The organism is Amycolatopsis samaneae (genome assembly GCF_039541975.1).
Classification (GTDB): Bacteria; Actinomycetota; Actinomycetes; order Mycobacteriales; family Pseudonocardiaceae; genus Amycolatopsis; species Amycolatopsis samaneae.
This window is the reverse complement of record NZ_BAABHG010000008.1, coordinates 95,490-111,826: the sequence shown is the minus strand read 5'-3', so window position 1 is coordinate 111,826 and position 16,337 is coordinate 95,490. Positions and strand designations below refer to the sequence as shown.

At 71.2% G+C, this 16,337-nt stretch carries 14 protein-coding genes and 2 tRNA genes; 7 read left to right on the top strand and 9 right to left on the bottom strand.

Going from position 1 to position 16,337, the window contains the following annotated elements; all coding sequences use genetic code 11:
* Nucleotides 1-16 precede the first annotated feature (16 nt).
* Complete coding sequence (locus ABD987_RS21805; RefSeq protein ID WP_345396519.1) at nucleotides 17-922, top strand: SGNH/GDSL hydrolase family protein; 906 nt, start codon at nucleotides 17-19, stop codon at nucleotides 920-922.
* Between the two features lie 15 nt (nucleotides 923-937).
* Here the strand turns inward: ABD987_RS21805 and ABD987_RS21800 are convergent, their stop codons facing one another.
* The 6 genes from ABD987_RS21800 to ABD987_RS21775 all read right to left on the bottom strand — a co-directional run bounded on the left by ABD987_RS21800 (nucleotide 938) and on the right by ABD987_RS21775 (nucleotide 5,038).
* Nucleotides 938-1,336, bottom strand: a complete 399-nt coding sequence (locus ABD987_RS21800) for a MaoC family dehydratase (RefSeq protein ID WP_345396516.1) — start codon at nucleotides 1,334-1,336, stop codon at nucleotides 938-940.
* Nucleotides 1,333-1,782, bottom strand: coding sequence for a MaoC family dehydratase N-terminal domain-containing protein (locus ABD987_RS21795; protein ID WP_345396513.1), 450 nt, complete (start codon nucleotides 1,780-1,782; stop codon nucleotides 1,333-1,335). The genes ABD987_RS21800 and ABD987_RS21795 overlap by 4 nt, the downstream gene beginning before the upstream one ends.
* A gap of 90 nt (nucleotides 1,783-1,872) precedes the next feature.
* Nucleotides 1,873-2,037, bottom strand: a complete 165-nt coding sequence (gene rpmG / locus ABD987_RS21790) for a 50S ribosomal protein L33 (RefSeq protein WP_005152047.1) — start codon at nucleotides 2,035-2,037, stop codon at nucleotides 1,873-1,875.
* Between the two features lie 49 nt (nucleotides 2,038-2,086).
* A tRNA-Met gene (locus ABD987_RS21785) sits at nucleotides 2,087-2,159 on the bottom strand.
* Nucleotides 2,160-2,209: 50 nt separating this feature from the next.
* Nucleotides 2,210-2,282: transfer RNA gene (locus ABD987_RS21780), tRNA-Thr, on the bottom strand.
* Between the two features lie 80 nt (nucleotides 2,283-2,362).
* On the bottom strand, nucleotides 2,363-5,038 hold the full coding sequence (locus ABD987_RS21775) for a putative bifunctional diguanylate cyclase/phosphodiesterase (protein WP_345396509.1): 2,676 nt from the start codon (nucleotides 5,036-5,038) through the stop codon (nucleotides 2,363-2,365).
* Between the two features lie 245 nt (nucleotides 5,039-5,283).
* On the opposite strand from ABD987_RS21775, the gene ABD987_RS21770 reads away from it, so the two are divergent.
* From ABD987_RS21770 to ABD987_RS21755, 4 genes are all read left to right on the top strand, one after another.
* Nucleotides 5,284-6,222 (top strand): GNAT family N-acetyltransferase, encoded by a 939-nt coding sequence (locus ABD987_RS21770; RefSeq protein WP_345396506.1) that lies wholly within the window; start codon nucleotides 5,284-5,286, stop codon nucleotides 6,220-6,222.
* Nucleotides 6,223-6,301: 79 nt separating this feature from the next.
* Nucleotides 6,302-7,156 (top strand): SAM-dependent methyltransferase, encoded by an 855-nt coding sequence (locus ABD987_RS21765; protein ID WP_345396503.1) that lies wholly within the window; start codon nucleotides 6,302-6,304, stop codon nucleotides 7,154-7,156.
* A gap of 253 nt (nucleotides 7,157-7,409) precedes the next feature.
* Entirely contained in the window at nucleotides 7,410-9,812 is a 2,403-nt protein-coding gene (gene lon, locus ABD987_RS21760) for an endopeptidase La (protein WP_345396500.1), read from the top strand.
* A 151-nt stretch (nucleotides 9,813-9,963) separates the two neighbouring features.
* Nucleotides 9,964-11,124, top strand: a complete 1,161-nt coding sequence (locus ABD987_RS21755) for an alkaline phosphatase PhoX (RefSeq protein WP_345396497.1) — start codon at nucleotides 9,964-9,966, stop codon at nucleotides 11,122-11,124.
* Nucleotides 11,125-11,176: 52 nt separating this feature from the next.
* Here ABD987_RS21755 and ABD987_RS21750 read toward each other — a convergent pair whose 3' ends face one another.
* A complete protein-coding gene (locus ABD987_RS21750; RefSeq protein ID WP_345396494.1) occupies nucleotides 11,177-11,830 on the bottom strand; it encodes a DedA family protein in 654 nt (217 codons plus the stop codon).
* Nucleotides 11,831-11,966: 136 nt separating this feature from the next.
* Here ABD987_RS21750 and ABD987_RS21745 point away from each other — a divergent pair, with 136 nt between their 5' ends.
* Nucleotides 11,967-13,115: a sensor histidine kinase gene (locus ABD987_RS21745; RefSeq protein ID WP_345396491.1), complete on the top strand. Its 1,149-nt coding sequence runs from the start codon at nucleotides 11,967-11,969 to the stop codon at nucleotides 13,113-13,115.
* Nucleotides 13,106-13,750, top strand: coding sequence for a response regulator (locus ABD987_RS21740; protein ID WP_345396488.1), 645 nt, complete (start codon nucleotides 13,106-13,108; stop codon nucleotides 13,748-13,750). Before ABD987_RS21745 ends, ABD987_RS21740 begins: the two co-directional genes overlap by 10 nt.
* 51 nt (nucleotides 13,751-13,801) lie before the next feature.
* On the opposite strand, the gene ABD987_RS21735 is transcribed toward ABD987_RS21740, so the two are convergent.
* Both ABD987_RS21735 and ABD987_RS21730 read right to left on the bottom strand, forming a co-directional pair.
* A complete protein-coding gene (locus ABD987_RS21735) occupies nucleotides 13,802-14,665 on the bottom strand; it encodes a class I SAM-dependent methyltransferase (protein ID WP_345396485.1) in 864 nt (287 codons plus the stop codon).
* Nucleotides 14,666-15,036: 371 nt separating this feature from the next.
* The gene (locus ABD987_RS21730) at nucleotides 15,037-16,314 is read right to left on the bottom strand and encodes a GGDEF domain-containing protein (RefSeq protein ID WP_345396482.1); all 1,278 of its coding nucleotides are present in this window, start codon (nucleotides 16,312-16,314) and stop codon (nucleotides 15,037-15,039) included.
* Nucleotides 16,315-16,337: the final 23 nt, after the last annotated feature.

The following is a 16,337-nucleotide window of genomic DNA, read 5'->3' as shown; positions in this document are numbered from 1 at the left end:
CGGTAGAAACGAAGACGTGGCGAACAAGAGCGGTGGGGGTGGCTGCCTGGCGTTCCTTGTCGTCGTCGGGCTGGTGGCGTTCGGGTACTACTACTGGCATCGCGGCTCGTCCACGAGCCCGCCCGCGGGCGCCGAGACCGGCGGCGGCAGCGGGCGCTATGTCGCGCTCGGCGACTCCTACACCTCCGCGCCCCGCACCGGGCAGGCCGCCGGGACACCGCAGGGATGCGACCGGTCGACCAACAACTACCCGCACCTGGTGTCCGCGCGGCTCAAGCCCGCCGAGTTCGCCGACGTCAGCTGCGCCGGTGCCACGACGGCGAGCATCACCGAGCCCCAGCAGACCCGCAACGGCACCAACTCGGCCCAGCTGGACGCCGTCACCGCCGCGACGACGCTGGTGACGCTGGGCATCGGCGGAAACGACGTCGGGTTCGTCGGGCTCGCGAGCCAGTGCTCGACGACGCACGCCGACAGCGCGCAGTGCCGGGACCGGTTCACCGCCGGCGGCCGCGACCAGCTCGCCGAGCGCGTCGACGCCACCGCGGGCAAGGTCGCGTCGGTCCTGCAGAAGATCCACGAGAAGGCGCCGAAGGCGAGGGTCGTCGTCGTGGGTTACCCGACCGTGCTCCCGGACGGGAACGGCTGCTGGCCGACGCTGCCGGTGGGCTCGGGCGACGTGAAGTACCTGCGGGAGTCGCTGGGCAAGCTCAACACGATGCTCGCCGCGCAGGCGAAGGCGCACGGCGCGGGCTTCGCCGACACCGCGACGCCCGGCAAGGGCCACGACCTGTGCGCGGCGGCGGACAAACGCTGGGTGGAAGGACTCTTCCCCGCCTCGCCCGCCGCCCCGCTGCACCCGAACGCGCGTGGCGAACAGGGCATGGCCGAGGCCGTCGAGGGCCTCCTGAAGCTCCCGTAGCCCCCGTGGCCGGGCTCAGACGCGGACGCTGGCCTGTGGCCTGCCGAGCACGGTCTGACCGTCGAACCTGGCCACCAGGTCGATGCGCGCGATCCCGTCGTCGGAGATGGCGGCGACCTTGCCGGTGAACTCGACGAGCGCGCCCTGCCCGTCGTTCGGGACCACGACGGGACGGGTGAACCGCGTGGAGAGGTCGAGCAGGCGGCCGGGGTCGCCGAGCCAGTCGGTGACCACCCGGCCGGCCAGCGCCATCGTCAGCATGCCGTGCGCGATGACGTCGGGGAGCCCGACGTCCTTCGCGAAGGTCTCGTTCCAGTGGATGGGGTTGAAGTCCAGCGACGCGCCCGCGTAGCGGACCAGCTGGTCCCTGGTGATCCGCACGCTCAGCGGCGGCAGTTCGTCTCCGACGTTCACGCGTCCTCCCCTCGCACGACGAGCTGGGCCCGTGTGGTGCACACCGGCGCGCCCCCGGCGTCGGCGATCTCGGCGCGGAGGTCGATGAAGTCGTTGCCCGCGCGCGTCATGATCTTCTCGATGTGGGTGGTCAGTTCGAGCACGTCCCCCGCGTACACCGGGCGGCGGTGGCCGAACGACTGGCTGCCGTGCACCATGCGCGAATAGTCCAGCCCCAGTTCGGGGTCGGCGACGATGGTGTTGATCGCGGCGAGGTTGATGATGGTGACGAAGGTCGGCGGCGCGAGAACGTCGGGGTGGCCCGCCGCGCGGGCGGCCTCCCGGTCCCGGTAGAGCGGGTTCGGATCGCCGATCGCGTCGGCGAACTCCCGGATCTTCTCCCGGCTCACTTCATACTTGCTGGCCGACGGATAGCTCCGCCCGCTGAACGACTGATCCAAGGGCACCCGACGAGGCTACCGGGCGCCGGAAGCACCGAAGCCGCCCCGGGTGCCCGGGACGGCTTCGGTAAAGCTGGATAGAGGAACCGCTCGACGTCAGCGGGTCTCTTTGTGAGTCCGGTGCGTACCGCAGTTCGGGCAGAACTTCTTCATCTCCAGGCGATCCGGGTTGTTGCGCCGGTTCTTCTTGGTGATGTAGTTGCGGTGCTTGCACTCCTCGCACGCCAGCGTGATCTTGGGTCGCACGTCGGTGGCAGCCACAGCATTTCCTTCTCTCTCAGGTCTGGGGTCGCACCCCAGGGTTACCGCGTAGCGGTGGCCGGACTTGAACCGGCGACACAGCGATTATGAGCCGCTTGCTCTGCCAACTGAGCTACACCGCCCTTACATGACCCAAGCCGCGACACGCAGGCGTGACGCGGCTGAGGTCGAGAGCCCCTTTACGGAATCGAACCGTAGACCTTCTCCTTACCATGGAGACGCTCTGCCGACTGAGCTAAAGGGGCCTTGCCTCTCGCGAGGACTTGGAAAGATTAGCAAGAGGGTTCATCCCGCCGTGCAGGTGGGTCCCGCTAGCGGCAAAACCTCAGGTCAGCAGGGTCAGGACCGTCTCCGAGTGCCGCCCCGGCGAGCGGGCCGTCCTGGCCTGCAGCCACGCCTCCAGCCGGTCCTCCGGCAGCGGCCGCGAGATGAGGTAGCCCTGCGCGACGTCACAGCCCATCGCTTCGAGCTGGTCGCGGGCGACGTCCTCCTCGACGCCTTCGGCCACCACGGTGAGCCCCAGCGAGTGGCCGAGTTCGACGATCGAGCGCACCACGGCGAGGTCGCCGAGGTCGGTGCCCATGCCCAGCACGAAGCTCTTGTCGATCTTGACCTGGTCCACCGGGAGCTGCCGCAGGTAGGCCAGCGACGAGTACCCGGTGCCGAAGTCGTCGACGGCGAGCACGATGCCGAGCGAGTGCAGCTCCCGCAGGATCGGCAGCGCCTTCTGTGGGTCGGACATCACACCGGACTCGGTCAGCTCGAAGGTCAGCAGCTCCGGCGGGACGTCGAAGCGCTCCAGCTCGCGCGCGACCTTCGCCGGGAAGTCCTCGTCGGCCAGGTTGCGCACCGACAGGTTGACCGCGACCGAGATCCGCAGGCCCTCGTCGAGCCACTTGCGGGCGCGCCGGAGCGAGGCCTCCAGCACGAACGAGGTCAGCACGCCGATGAGCCCGGCCGCCTCGATCGCCGGGACGAACTCGTCGGGGCCGAGCCTGCCGAACTCCGGGTGCACCCAGCGCACCAGCGCCTCGACGCCCTGCACCTGACGGTTGGGCAGGGTGATCTTGGGCTGGTAGTGCACGGAGACCTGTTCGTCCTCCAGCGACTGGCGGAACTGGGTGACCAGCTGGAAGCGCCGCAGGAAGATCTGGCCCATGCTCGGCACGTAGCCGCGGACCTCCTCGCCGCCGCGGGTGGCGCGGACGGCGACGTCGGCGCGCTGGAGCAGGCCGTCGATGTCGACCGCGTCGCCGTTGTCCTCCGGCGAAGTCGTGGCGTAGCCGACCATCGCGTTCGCCTCGACCGACAGCCGGTCGACCGGGTACGGCGCGGAAAGCTCGGTGCGCAGCCGCTCCGCGGCGTGGTGCGCGTTCTCGGGCGCGCAGCCGACGAGCAGCGCCGCGAAGGACGCGCCTTCGAGCCGGGCGAGCGGGACCTCCTCGCCGAGCGCGTCACGGATGCGGCGGCCCGCGGCGATCACCATCCGGTCGGCCCAGGCGTAGCCCAGCGCGTCGCTGACGGTCGAGAAGACGTCGAGGTCGATGCGCAGCACCACGGCGTTCGCGAAGTCCCGCAACGGTTCCTTCGCGACCTGCCGGAAGCCCGGCCGGTTGAGGTGTCCGGTCAGCGGGTCGTGGTAGGCGTCGTGCCGCAGCGTGGCGAGCAGGCGCCGGTTGTCGAGCGACGTCGCGAGGTGGCTGGCCATCGTGCCGAGCAGCTGGACGTCGTACTTGCCGAAGCCGCGCCAACGCGAAAGCCGGTCATGGGCCTCGACGACGCCGAGCAGCTGGCTGGCGCTGCGCAGCGGGACGACGAGCGCCTCCTGCGCGCCGCGGTCGATCAGCGCGGAGCGGACGTCCGGGTTCGCCTCGGTGATCCGGAAGTGCCGCACGTGCGCGCCGGGCAGCCGCAGCAACGGGTCGTCGGCGGCGGGATCGGCGAGCGGCAGCTCGTCGCCCGCGACGACCACGCGCATGGCGTCCTTGGGTTCCAGCCGCAGCCGCAGCACCACCCGTCCGGCGGCGAGCTGGTCCTTGATCCGTTCGGCGATGGTGGCCCACTCGCGGACGTCGACGCCGCCGACGAGCTCGTCCGCACGGTTCGCGGGCCGGGCGGCGGCCTGCTGGCCGGAGCGGGCGACCATCAGGCTGACGTCGGAGAGCGCCTCCATGTCGCGTTGTTCGCGCAGCAGGTCGGAGTAGGCCCAGTACAGGGCGGTCAGCCCGAGGAAGACGGCGAGCACCAGCGGCCACGCCTTGGGCGTGCTGGCGATGACCAGGTAGCCGGAGAGGCCGACCGAGGCGTTGACGAAGCCGACGACGAGGATGCGCCCGGTGAGCCGGACCGCGGTGCTGACGCGCATCCGGCGGCGCAGCACCCGCACCGCGGCGAGCGCGAGCAGCGTGCTGACCAGCGGCGCGGCCAGGGTGCCGGCGAGCGCGGCCACCCACGTCATGTCCACGGCGCCGGTGGCCTGCTTGACCAGGCCCGCGACGGCGAAGGCGCCGGTGATCTCCAGCAGGAACGCGCCCGCGTTGTAGAGGACGCGCCCGACGACCTTGCGGGCGAGCAGCGTCCCGATGCCCGCGACCAGGTGCGCGGCGAGCACGACCTCGAACGGGGCGACGAAGAAACCGATTACCAGCGGTATTTCAGTGAACGAAATCGTCCAGGAGATGCCGCTTCGGACGTCGACGTTGATGCCGAGCTGCTCGGCGAGCAGGAAGGCGACCGTGAGGACGAGGCCGATCCACCAGAGGTCGGCGTTGCCCTTGAACGGGAGCCACGCGCTGACCGCGAAGGCCGCGACGAGGCCCAGGGTGAGGACCACGAAGGTATAGGTGCGGAAGCGGCGTTCGTCGGTCCGTGCCTCCGATGACGACACAGCGGCTACAGACGACGCAGAGCGCACGGCCGCCCCAGCGGCCGCGGTCCCGGCTCCACCCGTACCCCGTTTCGCCTGCGCCGAGGCTGGGGTGTGGGCGTTGCTGTCCGGCATCCGACCTTCCTTCCCGGCTGCCCAACCGGTTGTTCATCCGTGACGTCAGGTGTGGACAAGGGCCATACCGTACCCCGTAGGGCGTACCCGTGTCCCTTTCGAGACACTAGGAGATCACCCCAGGGTTAACAATGACCAAGCCGCACTGACCTGCGTGGACCAAGGAGTGAAACATCCGGGGACGAAAGGGCCCCGGCCGCGCGGTGCGGTACGCGCGCCCGGCCGGGTAACGCTTGAATGGGCCCATGCACAGCGATGTGATTGCCACCGACCACACGAGCAGGCTCGCGGCGGTGGACCCGCTGCTCCCCGGCTCGATTCCCTTCGGGACCACCGAAAACGCCGCGGTGCTGACGGCAGGGGCCGGCGATTCCGCCGCGTCGGGCCTCGCCTCCCGCGTCCAGGTGGACCGGGACGCCCCGAACGCGCCGTGGCGCGCGCTGACCGAACACCGCCTCGACCTCCAGCTCGCCGGCCCGCGCCCGGCCGCGGCACTCGACGCCCTGCTCACCCGATGGGACGAACATCTGCGCGCGGTCGCCGAACCGGGTGACACCGAGACGGCCGCGATCGTGCCGCGCGCGAGCCGGGACGCGGCGGGGGCGCGCGAGATGCTGCACCACGGGTTCGCGCCCCTGCGCGTGATCGCGGTGCGGCCCGCCGAGCGGCTGGTCCCGGCCGGTCCGCGCGGGACGCCGGGCGTCAAGATCCGCCGCGCCGAGCCCGACGACCTCGACACCGCCGTAGCGCTGGGCATGGAGCTGCACTCCTACGACGCCCAGTTCGGCACGGTCAACCTGCGCGCGGGCGTCGAGGAGATCCTCGCCAAGGACCTCGCCGAGCAGCTGAAACGGCCGGAGCCGCCGCTGTGGATCGCCGAGCTGTACGGCCGTCCGCTCGGCATGGTGAACGTCCAGCACCCCGGCGAGACCGGCTGGATCAGCGACCGCGTCGCCGCGACCCGCGTCGGCTACCTGTCGTCACTGGCCGTCGCGGAGGCCGCCCGGTCCTCCGGCGTCGGCACCGCGCTGGCGGTCCACGCGCACCAGGTCCTCGACCAGGAGGGCGCCGACGTCGTGCTGCTGCACCACGCGGCGGCGAACCCGCGCTCGACGCCGTTCTGGTACGCGCAGGGCTATCGCCCGCTGTGGACGTACTGGCAGCGTCGCCCCGCGGTGCGCTGACCACGCGCGCGGCGGCTCCTCGCGGGGCCCGCCGTCGCTACTCTGAGCACGGGGGATGGTGCGAGGGAGGGGAAGCGACGTGAGTGAACAGGGGGATGCCGCGCCCACCGCGCCGGAGGGCGTGGACACCGAGAAGCCGTCCGCGGCACGCGTCTACGACTGGTATCTCGGGGGAAACCAGAACTGGGCCGTCGACCGCGAGTTCGGGCGCCGGATGGAACGGCAGTGGCCCTACGTCAAGCCGGGCGCGCGGCACAACCGGGAGTTCATGAACCGCGCGGTGCGCAGCGCGCTCGACGCCGGGATCCGGCAGTTCGTCGACCTCGGCTCGGGAGTGCCGACGGCCGGGAACGTGCACGAGGTGATCGCGGCCGAACTGCCCGAGGACGACACGGCGAAAGTGGTCTACGTCGATTACGAGCCGGTGGCCGTGGCACACGCGACGGTCATCCTCGAAGAGGAGGCCGCGACCGACTGGGCCGGGATCGTCCACGCCGACCTGCGGTCCCCGAAGACGGTCCTGCGGGACCGGCGGACGCGGGAACTGATCGACTTCGGCCGGCCGGTCTGCCTGATGCTGGTCGCCGTGCTGCACTTCGCCGGGCCGGACGACGACCCCGCCGGGATCGTGCGCGCCTACCAGGACGCGCTCGCTCCCGGCAGCCGCCTGGTGATCTCGCACATGAGCGAGGGCGACGGCGGGCCGGGCGAGGCCCTCGAAGGGCTGCGCTGGCTGGTCGGGCAGTACCGGAACACGAGCAACCCGATGTGGCTGCGCGAGCGCGACGAGATCGCGGCGCTGTTCGGGGACTGGCCGCTGTTGGACCCCGGCATCGTGCACCTTCCCGACTGGCGGCCGGACCGTTCGCTGAACGCCATCGAGGCCGAGGCACGCTCCTTCGCGTGGTGCGGCGTCGCCGAGAAACCCGCCTGACCCACCCCCATACCTCCGATGTCCGCGCCGCCCCCTGCCGCCGCCCGGTGCATTTAGCGGGCTAAACGCGCTCCGGGCCGCCTCGGCGAGTGCGTTTAGCCCGCTAAATGCACTCGGGGGCGCGATGGGGCGTGGGTGGGGGTCGGATGTTTGGGGGTGGACGGGGTGATCGCTGCGGGCGAACACTCCATCGGAAACAAACCCACCCATCGGAGAGTTGAGCTAGGCAGACTCAACTAACCGAGGAGTGCACATGACCGACACCCGCCTCCTGCCCGTGCTCCCGCTGGACGACGACGTCGTGCTGCCGGGCATGGTGGTCCCGCTCGATCTGACCGACAGCGAGACCCGGGCCGCGGTGGAGTCCGCCCAGGCCAAGACGCCAGCGCAGGCGTCCTTCCCCGGCATCCGCTCCGCCGCGGCGGCGAAGGCCGAGGTCCTGATCGTCCCCCGCGTCCACGGCGAGTACGCCGAGTTCGGCACCGTCGCGACTGTCGAGCGCGTCGGCCGGATCCCCGGCGGGAAGGCCGCGGTACTGCTGCGTGGCACCCGCCGCGCCACCGTCGGCCGTATCGCCGACGGCCCCGGCGCCGCCCGCTGGGTCCACGCCGAAGACGCCGCCGAAGTGACCGACGACCGCACGGCCCAGCTCGCCACCGAGTACAAGGCCGTCGTCATCTCCGTTCTGCAACAGCGCGGCGGCTGGCAGCTGATCGACGCCGTCCAGCAGGTCGAGGAGCCCGCCGCGGTCGCCGACCTGTCCGGCAACGCGCCGTACCTCAAGACCGAGCAGAAGCTCGAACTGCTCACCACGCTCGACGTCTCGACGCGTCTGGAGAAGGCGCTCGAGTGGAGCCGGGAGTACCTCGCCGAACTGGAGGTCACCGACACCATCCGCAAGGACGTCGCCGACGGGATGGAGAAGCAGCAGAAGGAGTTCCTGCTGCGGCGTCAGCTCGAAGCGATCCGCAAGGAACTGGGCGAGCTGGACGGGACCGCGGCCGACGACGACTACCGCGCGCGGGTCGAGGCCGCCGAGCTGCCCGAGCACGTCAAGAAGGCCGCACTGTCCGAAGTGGACAAATTGGAGCGGACGTCCGAGCAGTCACCGGAGGGCGGCTGGATCCGGACCTGGCTCGACACGGTGCTGGAGCTGCCGTGGAACGAGCGGACCACCGACGTCCACGACATCGCCGGCGCGCGGGCGATCCTCGACGCCGACCACGCGGGCCTCGACGACGTCAAGGAACGCATCATCGAGTACCTGGCCGTGCGCAAGCGCCGCGCGGAGTCCGGACTCGGGCCCGTCGGCGGACGGCGGTCCGGCGCGATGCTCGCGCTCGCGGGCCCTCCCGGCGTCGGCAAGACGTCGCTGGGCGAGTCGGTGGCGAAGGCGATGGGCCGCGAGTTCGTCCGCGTCGCGCTCGGCGGCATCCGCGACGAGGCCGAGATCCGCGGGCACCGGCGGACCTACGTCGGCGCGCTGCCGGGACGGATCGTCCGTGCGATCAAGGAAGCGGGCTCGATGAACCCGGTCGTGCTGCTCGACGAGATCGACAAGGTCGGCGCCGACTACCGGGGCGACCCGACCGCGGCGCTGCTGGAGGTCCTCGACCCGGAGCAGAACCACACCTTCCGCGATCACTACCTCGAGGTCGAGCTGGACCTTTCGGACGTGGTGTTCCTGGCGACGGCGAACGCGCTGGAGACCATCCCCGGCCCGCTGCTGGACCGCATGGAGCTGGTCACGCTCGACGGCTACACCGAGCACGAGAAGGTGACCATCGCCCGCGACCACCTGCTCCCCCGTGAGCTGGAACGCGCCGGGCTCGGCGAGGGCGACGTGGTGCTCACCGACGGCGCGTTCAGCCGGATCGCCGCCGAGTACACCCGCGAGGCGGGCGTGCGCGACGCGAACCGGACGATCGCGAAGGTGTTGCGCAAGATCACCACCAAGGTCGCGCTCGACGAGGTCACCCTGCCGGTCGAGGTCGACGCCGAGGGCCTGGAGACCTACCTCGGACGCCCACGGCACCTGCCGGAGTCGTCGCTGCCCGCGTCGACCCAGCGGACCGCGACCCCGGGCGTGGCCACGGGCCTCGCGGTGACCGGCGCGGGCGGCGACGTGCTCTACATCGAGGCGTCGCTGGCCGATCCGGAGTCCGGCGCGACCGGGCTGCAGCTCACCGGCCAGCTCGGCGACGTGATGAAGGAGTCGGTGCAGATCGCGCTGTCCTACCTGCGCTCCCACGGGGCGGAGCTGGAGCTGCCGGTCGGTGACCTGAAGGAGCGTGGCATCCACGTCCACGTGCCCGCGGGCGCGGTGCCGAAGGACGGCCCGAGCGCCGGGATCACGATGACGACGGCGCTGGCCTCGCTGCTGTCCGGCCGGGTCGTGCGCGCGGACGTCGCGATGACCGGCGAGGTGTCGCTGACCGGGCGGGTGCTGCCCATCGGCGGGGTCAAGCAGAAGCTCCTCGCCGCGCACCGGGCCGGGATGAAGACCGTGATCATCCCGCAGCGCAACGAACCGGACCTGGACGACGTGCCCGCCGAGGTGCTCGATCACCTGGAGGTGCACGCGGTGGCGAACGTCCGCGAGGTGCTCGACCTCGCGCTGGCCCCGGCGTCGGCGCCGCTGCCCCAGGCGGCGTAGCCGGTTGGTCCGAAGGGGACTTCCGGTGCGGTGGACGCACCGAAAGTCCCCTTCGGCTGCATCGCGCGTTCATCTCTTTGTCCCGTTTCGCCCGTAACCTCCGATCCGCTCCTTTACCGCCCCACCACGAAGCGGATCCTTGGAGGCTCGAGTGAAGCGACGGAACTTCCTGCGCGCGGCCGTGATCGGCGCCGGTGTCACCGCGTTCGGCAACACCCTGAGCTCGTCCGCGCTGGCCGCGCCCGCGCAGAACGGCCCCAGCCCCTACGGCCCGCTGGGAGCGGCCGACGCCAACGGGATCCAGCTGCCCGCCGGATTCACCAGCCGGGTCATCGCGCGATCGGGCAAGCAGGTCGCGAGCACCGGCTACATCTGGCACAGCGCCCCGGACGGCGGCGCGGTGTTCCCCGACGGCACCGGCTGGCTCTACGTGTCGAACTCCGAGATCACCCCCGGCGGCGGCGCGAGCGCGGTCCGCTTCGACGCGAACGCCGACATCGTCGGCGCGCACCGGATACTGAGCAACACCCGCCAGAACTGTGCGGGCGGCGCGATGCCCTGGGGCACTTGGCTTTCCTGCGAGGAGATCGATCGGGGGTTCGTCTACGAATGCGCACCGGCGGGCCCCGACTCCGCCGCCGTCCAGCGACTCGCGATGGGCCGGTTCAAGCACGAGGCCGCCGCGGCCGACCCGGTGCGCAAGGCCGTCTACCTGACCGAGGACGTCCCTGACGGCTGCTTCTACCGATTCGTCCCGACGACCTGGGGCAGCCTCGCGGCGGGGACGCTCCAGGTGCTCAAAGCGGGCACGGCGACATCGGGCAGCTTCACCTGGGCGACCGTCCCCGACCCCGGCGGCTCCCCGACCGCGACACGTAACCAGGTGTCCGGCGCGAAACGGTTCAACGGCGGCGAGGGTCTGCACTACGCCAACGACACCGCGTGGTTCACCACCAAGGGCGACAACCGCGTCTGGCAGCTCGACCTCGCGAACAACACGTACGAACTGGCCTACGACGACTCGCTGGTCACGAACGGCACGGCACCGCTGACCGGTGTCGACAACGTCACCGGCTCGGCCTCGGGCGATCTGTTCGTCGCCGAGGACGGCGGGAACATGGAGATCTGCCTCATCACCCCGGACGACATCGTCGCGCCGTTCCTGCGGGTCACCGGGCAGAGCGCGTCGGAGATCACCGGGCCCGCGTTCACCCCGGCCGGGAACCGGCTGTACTTCTCCTCGCAGCGCGGCACTTCCGGCTCCTCCTCGGACGGGATCACCTACGAGGTCACCGGACCGTTCCGCTCCTGACACCGCCGCCTCCCCGACGGACCCGGAGCCGGTCGTGGAGGCCCTGCGGATCTCAGCGGGCATCGGCTCGGCTCCGTTCACGCAGGCGGAAGAAGACGAACAGGCCCAGTGCGAGCGCGACGGCCGCGATCACCAGGTACTGGAACACCTCGGCGTAGCGGTCGACCAGGTGCCAGCTCTCCCCGAGCAGGTATCCGGCGACGACGAACGCGGTGTTCCACAGCAGGCTGCCCGCCGTGGTCAGCAGCAGGAACCGGCCGAACGGCATCCGTTCGATCCCGGCGGGCAGCGAGATCAGGCTGCGGAAGATCGGCACCATCCGGCCGAGGAACACGGCTTTGCCGCCGTGGCGGGCGAACCAGGCTTCGGTGCGGTCGAAGTCGGACGTCTTGACCAGCGGGATACGCCCCAGCAGCCGTCTCGTGCGGTCGCGGCCGAGCAGCAGCCCGAGGTAGTAGACGACCACCGCGCCCGCGACCGAGCCCAGCGTCGTCCAGCACAGCGCCCCGAAGAGGCTGAACGTGCCGCGGCTCGCGGAGAACCCGGCGAGCGGGAGCACGAGCTCGCTCGGGATGGGCGGGAACAGGTTGTCCAGCCCGACGATCACCGCGGCCCCCAAGCCGCCGAGCGAGTCCATCAGGCCGACGGCCCAGCCGGCGAGACCGCCCATCGGTTCGGTGGCGGCTTCGGCGAGTGTGAGATTCATGGCGGCCCTTCGTGGTCGTCTGCGGATGTCACCGAACGTACGAACCGCCGGGAGCCCACACACTGGGGTGAACCGGCAAGGATCACTGCGGAAAACCTCAGTACCGGACGCCGCCGCCCTCGCTAGCCTGGGCGTTGTGTCCGAATCCGCCACCTTCCGCACCCGGCTGCGCACCCTCGCGCGGACGACGCTGGGCCTCGTGCTCGGCGCGTTGACCGCCTGGGTGGAGTTCGCCTACGTCGTCGTAGGCGGCCTCGCGCTCGCGCTGCCCGTCGCGCGCGAGCCCGTGTTCGGTGGCGCCCGCTGGCTGTCCGAATGGGAAAGGCGACGTATCGAACGGTTCTTCCACACGGAAAACGCGACCGACTACACCGGCCGGCGGGCACTGAGCTACCTCGCCGTGCGCTGTGTCCTCGGGATGCTGAGCGCGGGAATCATCCTGCTGATCCTCTACGGCGCGGTGTCCGGCGTGATCGTCCTCGTGCAGTACAGCCACGGGAAGTCGCCACTCGGCACCGCCGTGCCCGCCCGGTGGTACGACCTCCTCCCGGTCGGGGCCCTCGGCATCCTGCTGCTGTTCGTGGCCCTCCAGGGGCTGGCCGGGACGGTGTCGCTGGACCGCAAGTTCGCCCGGCGCTTCCTCGGCCCGAGCAGCCAGGAGATGTTGCGCCGCCGGGTTTCCGAGCTGTCCGTCAGCCGGGCCGAGGTGGTCGAGGCGGTCAACGGCGAACGGCGGCGGATCGAGCGGGATCTGCACGACGGCGTCCAGCAGCGGCTCGTCGCGCTCGGGATGCTGCTCGGGCGCGCCCGCCGCGCCACCGGAGTACACGCGGCGGAGCTGCTGCGGCAGGCACACGAGGAATCCCAGGAGGCCCTGCGTGACCTGCGCGAGGTCACCTGGCGCGTGTATCCGATCGCGCTCGACGAGGGCGGGCTGCACACCGCCCTCGAAGCGCTCGCCGAACGCAGCGCCGTCCCGGTCCGGCTGCGCTACACGCTGCCGGAGCGCCCGCCCGCCGCGCTCGAGACGGTCGCCTACTTCGTCGCCTCGGAGGCGGTCACCAACACGGTGAAACACGCGGCGGCGGGCCGGATCGAGCTCGACGTCCGGCGGGAAGGGGGATCGGTGCTGATCGAGATCTCCGACGACGGCATCGGCGGGGCCAGACCCGGCGGCGGGCTCTCCGGCCTCGCCCGGCGCGTCGCCGCCGCGGACGGGAAGTTCACTGTGGACAGTCCGGACGGCGGGCCGACAGTGGTGCGGGCGGTGCTGCCGTGCGGGTGATCCTCGCCGAGGACTCGACGTTGCTGCGCGAAGGCCTGGTCCGGCTGCTCACCGAGGAGGGCCACGAGGTGGTCGCGGCCGTCGGGGACGGCGGCGCGCTGGTGTCGGCCACCGCCGCCTACCAGCCGGACGTCGTCGTCACCGACGTCCGGATGCCGCCGACGCACACCGACGAGGGACTGCGTGCCGCGCTGGAGATCCGGCGCCGCTGGCCGGGGATCGGGGTGCTGGTGCTGTCCCAGTACGTCGAAAAGCGTTACGCCGCCGAGCTGATCACCGGCGACGAGGAGCGGGTGGGCTACCTGCTCAAGGACCGCGTCGTCCAGGTCGGCGAGTTCCTCGACGCGCTCGCCAGAGTCGCGGCGGGCGGCGCGGCCTTCGACCCCGAGGTGGTGCGGCGGCTCCTCGCGCGCACCACGCACGGCGACCCGCTCGCCCGGCTGACCCCGCGTGAGCACGAGGTGCTGGCGAAAATGGCCGAGGGCCACACGAACGCGGGCATCTCCCAGACCTTGTTCGTGTCGCAGAGCGCGGTCGAGAAGCACGTCAACGCCATCTTCGACAAGCTGGAGCTGACCGGTACCGCGGGCTACAGCCGCCGGGTACTGGCGATCCTGCGCTACCTCGGTTCCTGAGCCATGGCCGGGCGGCCGGGCCACGGTCGCGCCCGGCCGCCCGGACACCGATCAGGCTCCCGCGGCGGAGTGCCGCGCGGTCATCAGGTACGCCGTGCCGAGCCAGCGCCGGGCGCCGCGGCTGACCGTGGTCTCCGGCGCGTCGCGCCACCCCCGCGCCCACCGGCGGGCGACGCGGTCGAACGGCGGCACCAGCGCCGTCACGTCGTAGAACGCGACGTCCTCCGGCCACAGCCCGGACTGCCACAGCATCCGCCGCAGCCGAGCCGGGCGGACCGCGTGGATCCCGGTTCTCCTGGCGGCGTGCCGCCGATCCGGCGGCACGCCGCACAGCCGTTCCGCGAAGCCCGCCGCCCGCCGGGCAGGCCAGAACACGCCCCACTCGAACAGCCGGTACGGACTGAGCGGGTTGAGCATCGTCGCGACGGCGAGCCCGCCCGGCCGCAACACCCGGGCGATCTCCCGCAGCGCGCTGCCCGCGTCGACGTATTCGAGCACTCCCATCGCGAGAACCACGTCGAAGCTCCCGTCGCCGAACGGCATGTGCTCGATGTCCGCCACCGAAAGCCGGACACCGGCGGTCGCGCCGACCCGTTCGGCGGCGGCCTCGACCATCGCGGGCGACTGGTCGCACGCGGTGATGCGGAAGTCGCCGGGTCGCTCGTCGAGCAGATTTCTGACCTGCATACCGGGCCCGCATCCGACGTCGAGCAGCGTGCCGCCGGGGCAGTCCTTCAGGACCTCGCCGACGATGTGCCGCCGTGACCGGTGGTAGCGGGCGGTGGGGCCCCAGTCCTCGAACGCCGCCGCGTAGTCCGCGGCCGCGGCCGTGGTCTCGTACTGCGCCTTCACCAAGGTCTTCCGCGCCGGGCCCCGCTGCCCGCGGGTCCGCTTTTCCGCCTCGGAAAACGACATACGCACCTCCTGAGGATTTCGGCCGTGAACCGCCCGCGCGACGCACGGGCCTGAATGCAGTCGAGTCGACCAATAAGGTTGTTACCGGACCGACACACCGGCATTACGAGTCACTTCTGGCCACCTCCGGAAGCAGGAGACAATTGTGCTCCAAAACGCCGAACTGGGGCGTCCAACTTCCGTCTACCGCTCAGTACCCGACGACCCAACCAGTGAGTTCGTCAGTTTGAAACACCTGTTACACATCGGAAAACAGCACATCGAAGACAAAAAGGAAAATGATCTGAACAGGACGGGAAACCACGAGAAAGCAGTCCTGACGAAACGATGACATTCACCGTCACCAGGCCCGGGAAATCGCAGCGGACGGCCTAGCGGCGGGTCGCGGAAACGGACTGATTGCGGCCGTTGCGCTTCGCGTCCAGTAGCGCGCTGTCGGCGGCCAGCACCAGCTGGTCGGCATCGACGCCGTCACCGGGGAAGGAGGCCAGCCCCATGGAGGTGGCCACGCCGGGGAGGACCTGCGCCGTCCCGGACTTGGTGCGGGTGAGCGTGATCGGGGTCGCCGCGAGGCGGAGGCGGATCCGTTCCGCGACGGCGTGCAGCTGCGCGCGCCCGAGACCGGGCAGCACGATCGCCAGCTCGTCCCCGCCCCAGCGGGACACCAGGTCGGCGCCGCGGACCTCGCCGCGCACGGTGTCGGCCACCGCCCGGATCGCCTCATCCCCGGCGGGATGTCCGTGGGTGTCGTTGATCCGCTTGAACCGGTCCAGGTCGAGGAAGATCACGCCGACGCTGGTGCCCGCGAGCCGGGCGCGGTCGAGCTCGGCGTTGACGACCTCGGTCCAGAAGGTCGCCGCGGCCAGCCCGGTCTTCGCGTCCGTGCGGGCCGCGCGCAGGTACTGCGGGAGCAGCAGGTCCCGGTGGACGGCGAGCACGGCCACCATCGGCGCGGGCAGTGCCCACGGCATCGTCACCAGCAGGGCCGCGACGGTGACGCCGAGCCCGAGCGCCGCGGCGACCACCAGCTGGTCGGCGGGGTCGCCGAGGGCCCGGCGAAGCGAGGCGTCCGCCGAGGACAGCACGATCGCGAACACCACGAGCGCGTAGTTGACCAGCCACCAGATCGCCGCGGCCGCGGCGATGACCAGCAGGGACACCGCGCTTTTCGGCAGCCTCGGCACCTGGTCGAGACCGCCCGCGTGCAGCACGACGCTCGCCGCCGCCGAGGCGAGCACGAACGTCGCGGCCGAGTAGGCCTTGCGGTGCGCGACCGACGGCCCGTACACGCGCGCCCAGCAGTAGCCGTAGGAAACCGCCGTCAGCACGACGACCAGGGGAAGCGGCACCAGCAGCACGGCCGCGAACACCCACAGCGACTTCAGGTTCGTGTACGGCACACCCTTGCTGGACTGCTCACGGCGTCGCTCGATGCTCCTGGCGATCTCCAGATGCGCCACCGAGCCGCAGACCAGCGCCGCGAACCACCACCACTGCGTGCCCGCTACCGTGAGCGACGTCGCCGTGACCACGGCGACCCCGATGGCGAGCAGGTCGACGGCCAGAATCAGCGCCAGCGCCCTGCCCGGCAGCGACCACAGCTGCCATCCGCCGGCGCCCGGTCTGTGTCCGTTCCGATCCACCTTCACGCTGTATCCATCCCCCGGATCGT